Annotated in this window: 18 protein-coding genes; 12 read left to right on the forward strand and 6 right to left on the reverse strand. The window is 39.5% G+C overall.

The genetic code is table 11. The features are described 5' to 3' along the window. Positions 1-138: 138 nt before the first annotated feature. From M1F55_RS00375 to M1F55_RS00400, 6 genes are all read right to left on the reverse strand, one after another. Positions 139-816: a DUF1129 domain-containing protein gene (locus M1F55_RS00375; protein ID WP_004269735.1), complete on the reverse strand. Its 678-nt coding sequence runs from the start codon at positions 814-816 to the stop codon at positions 139-141. An 11-nt stretch (positions 817-827) separates the two neighbouring features. Further along, positions 828-1772, reverse strand: a complete 945-nt coding sequence (locus M1F55_RS00380) for a magnesium transporter CorA family protein (RefSeq protein ID WP_000815623.1) — start codon at positions 1770-1772, stop codon at positions 828-830. Between the two features lie 160 nt (positions 1773-1932). After that, positions 1933-3099 carry a tyrosine-type recombinase/integrase gene (locus M1F55_RS00385; protein WP_061864680.1) on the reverse strand — a complete coding sequence of 389 codons (1167 nt, stop codon included), beginning with the start codon at positions 3097-3099 and terminating at the stop codon, positions 1933-1935. Between the two features lie 185 nt (positions 3100-3284). Continuing rightward, on the reverse strand, positions 3285-4298 hold the full coding sequence (locus M1F55_RS00390; protein WP_001004339.1) for a virulence RhuM family protein: 1014 nt from the start codon (positions 4296-4298) through the stop codon (positions 3285-3287). Positions 4299-4691: 393 nt separating this feature from the next. Next, positions 4692-5360 carry a zinc ribbon domain-containing protein gene (locus M1F55_RS00395; protein ID WP_061864681.1) on the reverse strand — a complete coding sequence of 223 codons (669 nt, stop codon included), beginning with the start codon at positions 5358-5360 and terminating at the stop codon, positions 4692-4694. A 66-nt stretch (positions 5361-5426) separates the two neighbouring features. Continuing rightward, positions 5427-5984 (reverse strand): helix-turn-helix domain-containing protein, encoded by a 558-nt coding sequence (locus M1F55_RS00400; RefSeq protein WP_228113243.1) that lies wholly within the window; start codon positions 5982-5984, stop codon positions 5427-5429. Between the two features lie 207 nt (positions 5985-6191). Here M1F55_RS00400 and M1F55_RS00405 point away from each other — a divergent pair, with 207 nt between their 5' ends. The 12 genes from M1F55_RS00405 to M1F55_RS00460 all read left to right on the forward strand — a co-directional run bounded on the left by M1F55_RS00405 (position 6192) and on the right by M1F55_RS00460 (position 12740). Further along, positions 6192-6392: a helix-turn-helix transcriptional regulator gene (locus M1F55_RS00405; RefSeq protein WP_125446711.1), complete on the forward strand. Its 201-nt coding sequence runs from the start codon at positions 6192-6194 to the stop codon at positions 6390-6392. Positions 6393-6406: 14 nt separating this feature from the next. After that, a complete protein-coding gene (locus M1F55_RS00410) occupies positions 6407-7036 on the forward strand; it encodes a Rha family transcriptional regulator (RefSeq protein ID WP_125446713.1) in 630 nt (209 codons plus the stop codon). 370 nt (positions 7037-7406) lie between these two features. After that, the gene (locus tag M1F55_RS00415; RefSeq protein WP_061864682.1) at positions 7407-7859 is read left to right on the forward strand and encodes a hypothetical protein; all 453 of its coding nucleotides are present in this window, start codon (positions 7407-7409) and stop codon (positions 7857-7859) included. Further along, entirely contained in the window at positions 7856-8056 is a 201-nt protein-coding gene (locus tag M1F55_RS00420; protein ID WP_061864683.1) for a hypothetical protein, read from the forward strand. Before M1F55_RS00415 ends, M1F55_RS00420 begins: the two co-directional genes overlap by 4 nt. Position 8057: 1 nt before the next feature. After that, complete coding sequence (locus M1F55_RS00425) at positions 8058-8273, forward strand: hypothetical protein (RefSeq protein WP_061864684.1); 216 nt, start codon at positions 8058-8060, stop codon at positions 8271-8273. Further along, complete coding sequence (locus M1F55_RS00430; protein WP_061864685.1) at positions 8270-8563, forward strand: hypothetical protein; 294 nt, start codon at positions 8270-8272, stop codon at positions 8561-8563. Before M1F55_RS00425 ends, M1F55_RS00430 begins: the two co-directional genes overlap by 4 nt. Beyond that, positions 8544-8885, forward strand: a complete 342-nt coding sequence (locus tag M1F55_RS00435) for a hypothetical protein (RefSeq protein WP_000058833.1) — start codon at positions 8544-8546, stop codon at positions 8883-8885. Before M1F55_RS00430 ends, M1F55_RS00435 begins: the two co-directional genes overlap by 20 nt. Further along, a complete protein-coding gene (locus tag M1F55_RS00440; protein WP_061864686.1) occupies positions 8878-9153 on the forward strand; it encodes a hypothetical protein in 276 nt (91 codons plus the stop codon). Before M1F55_RS00435 ends, M1F55_RS00440 begins: the two co-directional genes overlap by 8 nt. Positions 9154-9293: 140 nt before the next feature. After that, positions 9294-10160: a primase alpha helix C-terminal domain-containing protein gene (locus tag M1F55_RS00445; RefSeq protein ID WP_125446715.1), complete on the forward strand. Its 867-nt coding sequence runs from the start codon at positions 9294-9296 to the stop codon at positions 10158-10160. A 79-nt stretch (positions 10161-10239) separates the two neighbouring features. Further along, positions 10240-11682 (forward strand): DNA primase family protein, encoded by a 1443-nt coding sequence (locus M1F55_RS00450; RefSeq protein ID WP_247947057.1) that lies wholly within the window; start codon positions 10240-10242, stop codon positions 11680-11682. A gap of 348 nt (positions 11683-12030) precedes the next feature. After that, entirely contained in the window at positions 12031-12198 is a 168-nt protein-coding gene (locus M1F55_RS00455; protein ID WP_185756753.1) for a hypothetical protein, read from the forward strand. An 83-nt stretch (positions 12199-12281) separates the two neighbouring features. Continuing rightward, positions 12282-12740, forward strand: coding sequence for a hypothetical protein (locus tag M1F55_RS00460; protein ID WP_061864688.1), 459 nt, complete (start codon positions 12282-12284; stop codon positions 12738-12740). Positions 12741-12805 lie beyond the last annotated feature (65 nt).

A 12805-nucleotide genomic window follows, 5' to 3' on the forward strand; every position in this document is an offset into this window, starting at 1 on the left:
CTCATCCTCCTAGAAATAGATTGAGCCTATTTTATCACAAAAGATAAGAGAAAGCTATGTGGGATGTCAGAAGAATACTTTTAAATCAGGAAAGTAGTAAAAAAGCAACCGCGCCTGCAGTTGCTTTTATGATTCTTCTTAATAACGTGTTGGTCCTGCACTTGCGCTGCGGATATTCAAGCGTTTCTTGAGATAGAAGCGAAGGGCTAGGAGGGCTGCTCCGATGATAGCCAGTGGCAATGGAGCAAGTACTGGGTTAAGGCTAGCTGGTAGGAAGCTTGTTGCAAAGAAGACAAGCAACCAAAGGAACATAGAAGCTAGGATAACCAGTACAGATTTCCAGAAAGGTGGACGTTGGCTGCGGTCCATATCTGGTCCATAGTATTGGTAAACAAAGTAGTACATCAAGTAGAAGGCAAATCCACCAACAAGTCCAACTAGCAGGAGAGTGACAAGTCCATAGCCGAAAGCCTGATCTGCTGCAAAGAAAGTTGTGAGGGCGCTGACGAGGGCAAAGAGGCTAGTGATGAAAAGGGCTGAGTCCATAATCATGAGTTTTGGATCATCATTTTCTTTTGGATGCTCTTTTTCATATTGTTCCTTGACAGTGAAACTATGAGCCCAGTGGGTCGGTGCGCCATAGAGGGAACGAGCAGTCGTACCCTTGGCTTGCTCCTCAAGGATTTGGGGAATAACTTCCTCAAAGATAGCCTTGATTTCAGCGTCTGTTTTTCCATCTTTGATGAATTGTTGGGTAGCGATGTGGACAAACTCTTGGTTTTTCTTGGTTAATTTTTGTAGATCAATCTGAGACATAGGAACTCCTCTTAGAACCATTTTTTATGGATGAGATAGAGAGTGAGCGAGACACTCATAGCAAAGGCAATAAAGACGATTAACCAGAAAGCATTCGGCTCGCCGTTTAGGGGGATTTCATTATCCTTAAAGTTCATCCCGTAGGCAGAAAAGACCATGGTTGGGATGGACATGACGATGGTCACAAGGGCCAAGGTTTTCATGATGTTGTTCTGGTTGTTAGAAATGATAGAGGCGAAGGTCTCTGTCATAGAATGCAAGACGTTTCCATAAATGTCTGCCATCTCGATGGCCTGCTGGGTTTCAATCAGGGTATCTTCAAGCAGGTCTTCATCCTCAAGGTATTTCTTGATATTGCTGGTTGAGCTGGTCAATTTCTTAATCACACGCTCATTTGTTTTGAGAGAAGCCTTGAAATAGACGATAGTTTTTTCCAATTCCATGAGCTCAATCAATTCTTCATTACGAGTTGATTGATGCAGTTGACTTTCGATTTGTTCACTCTTACGGTCAATCGAACGAAGGGCTGTTAGGTAAAGCTCTGCATTGCGATAGAGAATTTGAAAGATAAAACGCGAACGCATGAAGGTGTAGAAATTACGCAATCGACGGTTGATAAAGACATCAAGGACAGGTAGTGGTTCCAAACACGTAGTGATAATGGTTTCCTCAGTAATGATAATACCAAGCGGGATGGTTACGTAGTAGGTGCGGTTATTTCTTTCTTCTGTGACCGGCACGTCAACGATAATCAGGGTGTACTCGTCTTCAATGGTAATACGAGACATTTCTTCCGCATCGAGTGGTGCACGAAGGTCGGCAATATCAATATCGAAGGCGTTGGCGATTTCGAGTGATTCATTTTGAGTCGGATTGACGAGATTGATCCAAGTACCCGGTTCAAGCGTATCAATCTCTTTAAATTCAGTTGTTGTAGAGAGAAAAACTTGTTTCATATCCCTTATCCTTTCTCATTTTTCAGATTTTTTCACACCGTACTATTATACTACAAAATCGGCTTTTTTCAAATAAAATATTACAAAAACACCGTTGTTATTGGCTTTTTACTTTGTCTTGAAATGTTGATTTTTGAATTTGCTCCCCTTTTTGCTCCCCCTATAGTGCTTTTAGTGCAGTTTCGTAGAATGAGACTGCTTTTTTTGCGTTCTCTTTTGAGAGGTGGCTATATATATCCATGGTCATTGATAAAGTGGAATGACCTAGGCGGTACTGGAGTTCCTTGTATGGTATTCCAGAGTTAAGCAAGAGACTAGCGTGAGTGTGACGGAATCCGTGAAAGCCAATGTTAGGAACATCAGCACGCTTAAAATGTGTTTGCAATCTTCTTTTAAGTCTTGAACTGCTAGGATACTCATGAATGAAATCAGAAAATACTACACTTTCACGTTGCCCTATCTTCCAAGCCTCTTTAGTTTGGCGTAGTTTGTACTGCTTCAGCATGCTAACAGTCGCTTGATCTATATCTATATCCCGATAACTAGCCTTAGATTTTGGGCTATTGATTTCTAAATCCCGATTTAGTGTTTTGGTAACATGTACCACGGCATTATCTAAATCTATATCAGACCAGGAAAGAGCTAAAGCTTCATTGATACGGCAACCAGTAGCCAATAGGAACTTATAGAGCGTTGTCTCATAGTAGTAACGATATCTATCGCTATCTAAATTATCGAGATAACCAAGAAACTTTTTTAGTTCTTGATTTTCAAAGTGTTTTACCTTTTGGCGCTTTGCTTTCTGAGTGTTACGAGGTAAAACAACATCACGCGCAGGATTGGACGGTATAGCTTGCATGGTTACGCCATATTGTAAGATACGTTTGTTTAAAGCGTGTATCATATCATAGTGTAGAAAAGCGCCCTCTTCCTCTCTATTAGCCTTATCAGCAAGCTTATTGATAATTGACTGAATAAGTGGAGTAGTGAGCTTATCGAGCTTATACTCCCCGAAAGTAGGCAATATGTGATTATCTATTAGCGCTCTAACGTTTCCTTGAGTGTTTGGCTTAACTGTATTCTTATAGCTTTCCCACCAGAGGGTTGCCAATTCTTGATAGTTTTTTATGGTAACAGCCTTTTGTCTGGTAGATCCTGCTTTTTGAAAAGCTATTTTTTCTTTAGTGGCCTTTTGCTTTACCTCTTTATGTGTCCGACCTGTTACTTTGGTTTTTACTTTCTTTCCTGTTACCTGGTCAACTCCTAGATATACATTAGCACGATAGACTTTACTACCGTCTTTTTTTATAACTTCAGTTATTTTCATGATGATAAACCTTTCTAAAATACATCAGCAGGCAAGCCATTATCAAAAAGGTTTTATATCATGCTAGGGCTTCATAGATTGCCCCATATTCGATTTTAAAGAGTCAGGCGGTAAATAATACCAGAGTTGGAAGCAAGGCGGATATGGGGTTAATATGGGCTTGTTTATAGTAAACAGGCTTGTATTTAAAGTTTTTTATCGTCAGTTAGCTGTTTTAAAGTTTTTTCAAAGTCCGAGTTTATCTTTTGAGTTTTGTTGAATAGTTGGTATTCTGCTTTTGCTTTATCTTTCGCAACCTTGGAAGTGATTTTTCCATGACCTTCTAAAATATCGTATTCTTGGAAAGTCAAAAAGCGGTCAATACTTTGGGCTAGTTGTTGCATTGTCTGAGCTTTTCGCTGTTCTATCTGTCTTTCCAGGTAATCAAAATAGCTAGATATTCCTCTTTCAAGGGAACGGATTTCTGTTTCTGAAAGATAATTCTTTGCTATTTGAGTATCTGCTTGCAGTATGCGACCGTTAGGGGAGTTTTTCCATGTTGTAAGCCCCATGTTGTCTTTTGTATGGTCTGCTTTCGTGTAGATAATTTCCGCAGCAGTTTGGCCAGTGATTGCATAATGAAACTTATTCTGTACATCAGCATAGAATTGCTTAGTCAACGTACTTTGTGGGTCATAGTCGATAGAGATTTCAGCAAAAATATCTGTAATCTGCAACCATATACGACGCTCACTAGCTCGGATAGAACGCACGCGCTCCAAGAGCTCACGGAAATAGTCTTTTTCCAGCAAGTTTTCGCCTTGTTTCAGACGGTTGTCATCCATGGCGAACCCTTTTATCATGTACTCACGAAGTACCGAAGTAGCCCACTGTCTAAATCTCGTAGCTTTTTGGGAATTGACACGGTAACCAACTGAAATGATGGCATCAAGGTTGTAGTAGCTGACATCCTTAGTTTGGGTTTTATCAGCAATTGCACCGTGTTTTGTGGTTATTTCCATTTTGGAAACAACCACCTTTTCTTCTAATTCTCCCTCTTCAAAGATATTTTTTAAGTGCTTACTAATTGCAGGAACACCGACATCGAAAAGTCTAGCCATTTCTTTCTGACTAGCCCAAATCGTTTCGCCTTTGATGATGACACTAGCTGTCTCGCTATCGTTGTCAGCGGTATAGATTAAAAATTGTAATTCGTTCATGAGATCCTTTCTAAAACATTGTGAGTAGTTGACTTTTGTTGACATCAACAAAATTAGTAGATATGGGGCTTATATGGGCTTGAAGCTCGAACGAAGCTTGAGAATCCACGCGCTTCATGATTGTTGGACATTGTGGCGCGTGGGTATGGTGTAAGTCGCTTTTTAAATGCAAGAGTGGTATAATGATGTTGTAAATACCTAACCTTTCGCTTATTTTCAGTTAGGTACTATTAGACAAGTTGGCAGTAGCTAGCTTGTCTTTTTCTATTTGTCAATTTCGCTTATTTTTTAGCTTTAGTCTGTAAAATTGGCTTTCTATTCTTCAAATTCCCCTGTTTTTGCACAATAGACCATGAAAAAAGGGGGGTATTCGACGAGGTGGGGGAGTTTTGTTTATGAATTATGGGTAATAACATCTAGAGCTCCAATAATCTTTTGAGCATTTTCAATAGCTTCTTTGTATTCTTTAGATGTGTTTTTAACAGGTTTTTTAATTAAATCTATAAAAACAACTGGTTTAGTAAAATCGTTAGATGTTATTCGGATTGTCATATTCAAAATCTTGGTAGTTGCTTTTCTTTTAGCGACGATTCCGCCAGCTACGGCTCCTATTACACCAAATACCGCTCCAGCTACTAAAGCTTGTCCAACACCGCCGGAAACAACAGACTGATCGTTTATAACTAATTCGTAAGATACTAAATCATCGAAGGAGTACCAGTCGGTATCATTTTTATCTTTTTTAATTAAAGATGGAATCAAAGATAAACCGCCTGTCCCAAGCGCTAAGGTGGTTTTTCCAACAACTTTAGCAGTTCCGCCAATCAGACCTGATGAACCTTTTGCTTTTCTTGCTCCATGTATTCTATATGTACGATGATTTTTATCTATTTCAAGAGGTCCGACTTTATCAGTACGTTTACTTCTTACAGTAGAAGGTCTAGACGATGGAGTTGCTACTTTTTGGGGAGAAGTTGTAAGTGACACATTGATTGAGTATCCGCAATTCGGACAAAACTTGCAACCAACAACAGAATTTCCGCATTCAGGACAAAATTTCATAATTTTTTTACTCCTTTTTAATTCTCTCTATATATGCCTACGGCTTCGCCGATGGTTTAGAAGATATTAGTCATCGCTATATGATTTATCGAAAAAGATAGTATATCCGTTATTTTCTAAGAAATCAACAGCTTTAGTAAAGTCTTCATCTGCCACTTTTTCAAATAATTTCTTTTTATTTCCACTGTTTAAATCAGCAGTTAAAAGCATATTGTAAAAATTTTCAATTTCTTCATCGTTTAAAACGATTATATTTGTTTTTAAGAACTTAACAAAATTTCTAAATTTTTTGTTGTTTTGCTTTTCCTTCTTCAATTCAGCTTGATACATTAATTCAGCGAGTAAGTCACCTTCTTCTGTAAAAGCAAAATCCATTGCCTCTGTACCGGACATTTTAGAAATTTTTTGGCCTAATTCTTTTATTAAGCTAGAGTCATCCTCATACCCCAACAGATACCCAACGCTTACCTTGAAGTAGTCAGCTAGTTGCTGGGCTTTTTCTGGTTTAATTTGGCGTTCCTCGTTTTCCCACCGCAATACGGTAATTTTAGATACAGAAATTTCATCAGCTAATCCTTGTTGGGTTAGCCCTTTTTGTTTTCTCAGTTCTTTCAATCTATTCATAATTTATCACACCTTTCAAAGATGATTATATCTGATTTTTAGAAAAGTATCAAGAAATGATACAAAAAAATCTAAAAAACAGTTGACAATTAACCGAAACGGATATATAATAAAACACAAGTTATCCAAATCGGATACCACCCCCTCCAACCTTTCACACTTTCAATCTATTCATGGAGGGGGGATTTTTTAGAAAGGGGGAAAGCTATGAGCAAACTACGAGGCTATCGGGTTATGTTAGGACTAACTCAACAACAGATGGCGGACAAGCTAGATATTTCTTTGCAGTCATACAACAACAAAGAATTAGGTAAAACGCCATTCAATGACAAGGAACGCCTAGCGATTAAGTCAATGGTTGCAGAAATCAAATCAGATATAACCATAGATGAACTATTTTATAGCTAGAAAGGAGAAAACCAATGGAACTAGTCTACATGGACGGTAAGAAAGAGCCGTATACTACAAGCGAAATTATCGCTGAATGTGCTGAAGTCACTCATCACACAATACAAGAACTTTTAAGGAAGCATAAAGCTGATTTTGAAAGCTACGGAATTATCGCATTTGAAATGCGTAAATTAGACGGGCGAGGGAGACCAATGAAAATCTATCGCTTGAATGAGCAACAAGCGACCTTGCTGATCACTTATCTAAAGAATACTGCACCAGTTCGTAAATTCAAAATGAACCTGGTCAAAGCTTTCTTTGAAATGCGTGAGGAACTTTCTAAGTTTCGTATGCAGAGGGCGCTAGAAAAGCCAAAAAGAAAAACCTTGCATGACAGCATTGAGAACTGGGAACAAGCCCCAAAGCACGCGCATAGCACTATGAACAACCTGCTACTGAAAGCAGTAACCGATAGGAATGCTAAACAGTTAAGGGAAGAACGTGGGGGCTATAATGGCATCGATAGCTTGACCAGTGACGAGCTGGAGCAATATCAAGCCTTTGAGGATATGGTAATAGCCATGATTGGCTTGAATATGAGTTATCAGGAAATCAAGGCTATGGCATTCAGAAATAAAAAAACACGCCAAAGAAGCGCGTGAGAGCAACAAAAAAAGGCTTAGCAATAACCACACCGCAGAGCCTTTCACACTAACACTAAAACGAATTTAACAAAGCAGGCAAGCTATTATCAAAGAGGTTTTAGTAAAGATTTATACCTAGATTATAGCATATTTAGGGCAATTTGACCATACGGAGAGCGCCAACTCTTAAAACTGGTACTTTCTCACGCTTTCAATTTGGCGACTCTGAGCGTGAGGAACTTCATTACAAGAAAAACTGTATAAGAAACAACCATTAAAAATCCCCACACTCTCTATCGCCAAACTTTGAGTGTGAGGTATGTGACAGGAAAAAAAGCATTAAAAGCCCTCAGGGCAGTTACACAACATAGAAACAAAGGTAAAAAACATGACAGAAACAACATACGAGAATTTAACTAGACATATAGACAGAATTAGCGCAGAAATGCGAGAAATTGGCGAAAAAAATGGGCTTAGTAGACTTTCGTTATTGGCAAATCAGACAAAATTCATCAAAGAAAATTTACACCGTTTACTTTGGATTGAACTTCCTGAATTGAATGACAGCTATAAAATCGAGGCAGTTTCTAAAAGCACTACGGGAGTCTTTTTCTCCCCTGGTATTTTTGAAATGGACGCTATGCGACAAGCCTTCTTTAAACGCCAAGCCAAGCACTTTTTTGAGAACGAAGCAGAGCAACAGGCGTATATAGAGCATGCTGAAAAGGAGTATTTAGAGGCTACTGTAACCTTAAAAGATATTCTTTTTAACTCTAAAAATGGAACTCAGAGAGTAAATAAAAGTTGTCTTATAGAGAAGTTTGAGGAGGCAATGCAATGACACTAGACCTAGACAACATGACACAAGCAGAATTTGATAAACAAATGGCTGAAATCAAGGAGAGAAATCCGAACCTCTTCCAGTTTATTGCTGATTTTGTAGATAGAAAGGTAAGCACCGAAGAGGTGGACGAGTTCCTGAAGATGGAGCGAACTGATCAAGTGGACTATATCAAGAATTACAAAGCGAGGGCATGACATGAATGAATTAGATTTGACCAATACACAAGCGGTTGTCTTTATGATGGTATTGATTGGCTTACTGCTTTATCTAAACCACCGAGACCGCAAAAAAAGCGTCAAAATAGAGCGAGAAAACCAACAGACGATAGAAACACCTAGCGAGGATTTAAACCCTGAATATGGGCGATATATCCAGCTTGCAGGGGTAAGAGTTTACGGAGGGATGAAATGAGTTACATAGTGAAGATATACCTTGATAGTGAAAAAATACCAGATGAACCTTATTTTACTAAAGAGATTTTTCTAGCTACGTGTATGGACAATGCAACAAAGTTAGCTGTAACTATGAGCTTGTTGACAAAACAAGCGTTTGATTTAGAGACTAAGACAGCTATTTTGAAAACTTTGGATACAATCATAGAAACTCAAAAAGCTATTTTGCAAGGGGTAGTGAGCGGACAAATAACCGTTGTGAATAAAAGCAAAGGAGAGGAGGAACTGAATGAGTCTATCAGAGAATGACAAACGAGTATTAAGACTAATCAAGGTAGGGGCTGAGAACTCCATAACAGGGGCAGAAATCAGCCTGATCACTAAGCTAGCAGAAAGAACCGTGCAAGATATTATCAGCCGTCTAATCACGCGCCATAGCGTTCCTATTGTTGGGGTTCGCCATGGGACATTTAGAGGATATTTTATCCCTGCTAACAAAGAGGAGCTACTGGACGGAGCAAAAACATTTTACAATCAGATACGAGAAGAAGAAAAGCGCCTAGCGGTGTTGATGAACAGCGACCTAGAAAGCTATAAAGAAACCTTGAAGGAGGTGGGCGGATATGTTTAGCCTAAGCCGAGAAAGTGAGCAAGACCTAGCGCATGGCATTCTGGAGATAGTGGAAAGATACCTGAAAGCGCGTGATACAGTCAAACCACGACTGACAGGTTTAATCTCAGCCCAGGAAGTCATGGGCGAGTTAGATATAAAATATCTGACACTCCAAAAATGGGAAAAAGCAGGGTTGAGGCGATACCATCCACCGCTTGAAGATACAAGAAAGGTTTATTATAAAATAACTGACATCTGGAAGTTTCTGGGGGTAGAAAATGGGTAGATATAACACACACCCAGCACAGGGCGGAGGACATTATCATGACATTAAATTGTATAAGCACCGTGGCAGATCTTTGGAACAGTTCCAAGAACAAAAGCTACTGAAGAAGTTAAAAAAGAAACGCAAAAAGGGGCGATAGTATGACAATTTATGAGGCTAAAGGCTTTCAGAGTAATCTTGTCTATCCATTTGATAAAATTGAGCCGTTCCAGTACATTGAACGCTTTAAGCCTTTGGTAGTCCCTGAAGGGGCAAACATTGAAGAATTTAAACGTACACAAGCGCCTTACTGTATCAGTGGGAAAGTGACGCCAGAAAAGCATGGCAGTTACAAGCGAAACAACTCCAGTCTAATCTATCGGGATTTGATTTTCCTTGATTATGACGATATACAGGGGACGTCTGAGGGCTTTATAAAGGCCGTTTCTAGCGCTTTATTTGGCTACTCCTATATCTTATACCCGACTATTAAACATAGCTTAGAAAAGCCCCGTTTTCGCCTTGTAGTGAAGCCTGACAACGTGATGAATGAGGCCACCTATAAGCAGGTAGTGAAAGAGATTGCTGATAAGATTGGGCTACCCTTTGACATGGCCAGTTTAACATGGTCACAACTCCAAGGGCTACCAGTAACAACAGGCAACCCAGCAAATTATCAAAAAATTGTAGAGCATGGACTTGATTATCCAGTACCACAGACAACGGTTGAACCAGTCAAACAGAATGCTACAAGTCTTCCATACACTCCAAGGCCAAGCGGTCAGAAATCTATGACCATGAGGATCATTGACACGCTTTTCAACGGATTTGGAGACGAGGGAGGGCGAAACGTAGCGCTGACACGCTTTGTAGGTTTACTCTTTAATAAGTGGGTTGATTGTGACCTAGAGACCGCCTATGAACTTACTAAGATAGCCAATAGCGTGACAGTTGAACCATTGCCTATTGAGGAGCTAGACCGCACTTTTAGCAGTATAGCACGGGCTGAATATAGAAAGAGAGGTTAGAACCATAGAACTAGAAGAATTAGCAAACCTAAAAAGTGAAATCTTGGAGGTCAGAGAGCAAGAACAACCTCCTAGAACGATGAAGGAGCTTGAAAATCGTATCTTTAAAGCTGGAGAAGAATGGCGGGCAGAACATACCGAAACTAAGGTAAATGAGACCACAGGGGACGTTACCGAAAAGGTGGCCATGCCCCAGACATTCACAGTAGCAAAAATACTGAGCGAGATTGTCACATTTACTTTTATCAGCAAGAGCAATATACCTGATTATAGCTTGCTCTATATCTATGATTTAGACGAGGGTATCTATACCGCTAGTAATGATCTATTCAATCTTTTGTGTAAGACCTTTGACGTTAGAATTAAACCCAGAGAGTGGCCTCAGATTAAGTTAATGGTTAGAACATTGGCAAAGATACGAAAACCTTTAGAAAGTTCCAACCTCATTCCAGTACAGAATGGCATTATCAACTTAGAAACTAAGGAGCTACTCCCCTTTAGTCCTAAGTATGTAATTACAAGTAAGATAAGCACGGCCTACCACGCGCCTAAACGAGTCCCAACAGATAGAGAGGGCAAAACTTTTGATGATTGGCTAAACTCAATTGTTTGTAATGACAGTGAACTGGTAACACTGTTTTGGCAGATTATCCTTGAAGCTATTAACCCTAACCATACCCGAAATAAGTTTGCCATCTTCTACGGGGACGGTAACAATGGTAAAGGGACATTTCAGCGCTTCCTTATCAATCTAATAGGGGAAAGCAATATATCAGCCTTAAAACCTGCACAGTTTGCTGAAAAGCATAACTTAGAAACCCTGGTAGGTAAAGTTTGTAATATCGGAGATGAAGCCCCAAACGAATACTTAAAAAATCCGTCGGATCTAATGAGTATCACTAGTGGCGACACTGTTCTAGTCAATCCCAAAGGACGCCCAGCCTTTGAAGCTACTTTCAAGTTATTCAATATCTTTTCAGGCAACTATATCCCCAATGGCGGCAACAAGACAAAAGGCTGGTATCGTAGAATTATGATCGTCCCTTTTAATGCTGACTTTAACGGGGAGAAGGAAAAACCTTGGATAAAAAATGAATTTTTGGCCAACGATGAAGTATTAGAATACGCACTTTACAAAGCTATCAATCAAGAGCCATTTACTCACTTTATCGAACCTCAAACAGTCAAAGACCTGTTAGAAGAATACCAAGAGGATAATGACTACTTGCTTTCATGGGTTAAGCATGAATACATGGAAAGAGGTTGGCATGAGCTGGACGTAGTACCTGTTTTTATAATGACCAGATCGCTGAAACATTATGCTGAAGATATGGGAATACCCAAGCCCAATGTTTACGGGGCAGGAAAAGATACTATCAGACACCTACAGCAGTTAACACCTAATAAGTATCAACTCAAAAAGGCTCGTGTTAGAATTGAAGATTTTGACAAACTAGATCCGTTGGAGTTTGAGAGACAAAAACTGGGTCGAGTAAATCATGCTATAACTAAAAAAGAATAATGTTGACCTTCTCATAATGCTCTAAACCGTTGATATGACTGGGTTTTTACGGAATTTGTTGACCTTCTTGTTGACCTTGTTTTGAAGAAGGTCAACATCCTAAACCCTTGGTACTACTGCTTTTATATCCCTTATGTTGACCTTGTTACCTTCTTTTTAAAAACAAGAATGTAAATGAAATAGATATATTTTATATATAAGAGCTACGACTTCAAAAGAAGGTCAACATGGTCAACAAGTGACCTAAACCCTTGGGAGAGTAAGGTGGAAGGCGTAACCTAGAAGGTCAACAAAACACCAAAGAAGGTCAACAAAAACTACTTAAACACCAATCAAAGGAGAAAATACATGAAAGCCAAGCTATTTGAATATACTAGACGATGGGAAAAAGAAGACTTTGAGAAAGAGATCAATGACTTCATGGCAACTGTTGAAGTGCTGGGCGTTAAATTTTCTGGTACACCATCTAGTGAATCCTTTAATTCGGTGGCTATCGTATTGGTATTATACAGATAACAAAATGGGGTAGATAGTACCGACCCCCTTGCAATGATGTAACTACTAGTGAAACCCTTAAAAACAGAAAGAGGAAAAACAACATGACAGAACAAACATACTTTGAACAGGCAGATCAGGAACTGGAGGAACTCAATCGCAAACGTGATGATTTTATGGCGGATGCAACACCAGTATGTCTTGAAGATACGCCTAAACTGATTGAACTAGGTGAGAAGCTCCGGACGGAAGACACTAGCATAAATGCCTATGAGTTATACAGACACCCTGAAGCGCGTGCAAAGTTATTCGCCCAAATCGCGGAAGCCTGCTTCTTGTTGATTGCAGATAGTTCACCAGTACCAGTGCAGCCGACACAAGCACAGCGGATACATTTTTGCGAGTACTTGGAAGGACAATTCCAGAATATCATTAAGAAGTTGATTGCAGGAACTGACAAGCAAGTTCTAGAGTCTTTACTTGAAGCTTTGCAACTACCCAAAGAAAAACAAGCTCAATTTGTCCGTGATGTGGTAGTAAGTGGCTTACTCAGTGAAGAATAGTATCAAAGGGGCATTGCCTCTTTTTGTGGTTTCACTACTACTGAACCCAATAGTTTTGGGTTTTT

Source organism: Streptococcus mitis, from assembly GCF_023109235.1.
In the GTDB taxonomy this organism is placed as follows: Bacteria; Bacillota; Bacilli; order Lactobacillales; family Streptococcaceae; genus Streptococcus; species Streptococcus mitis_DA.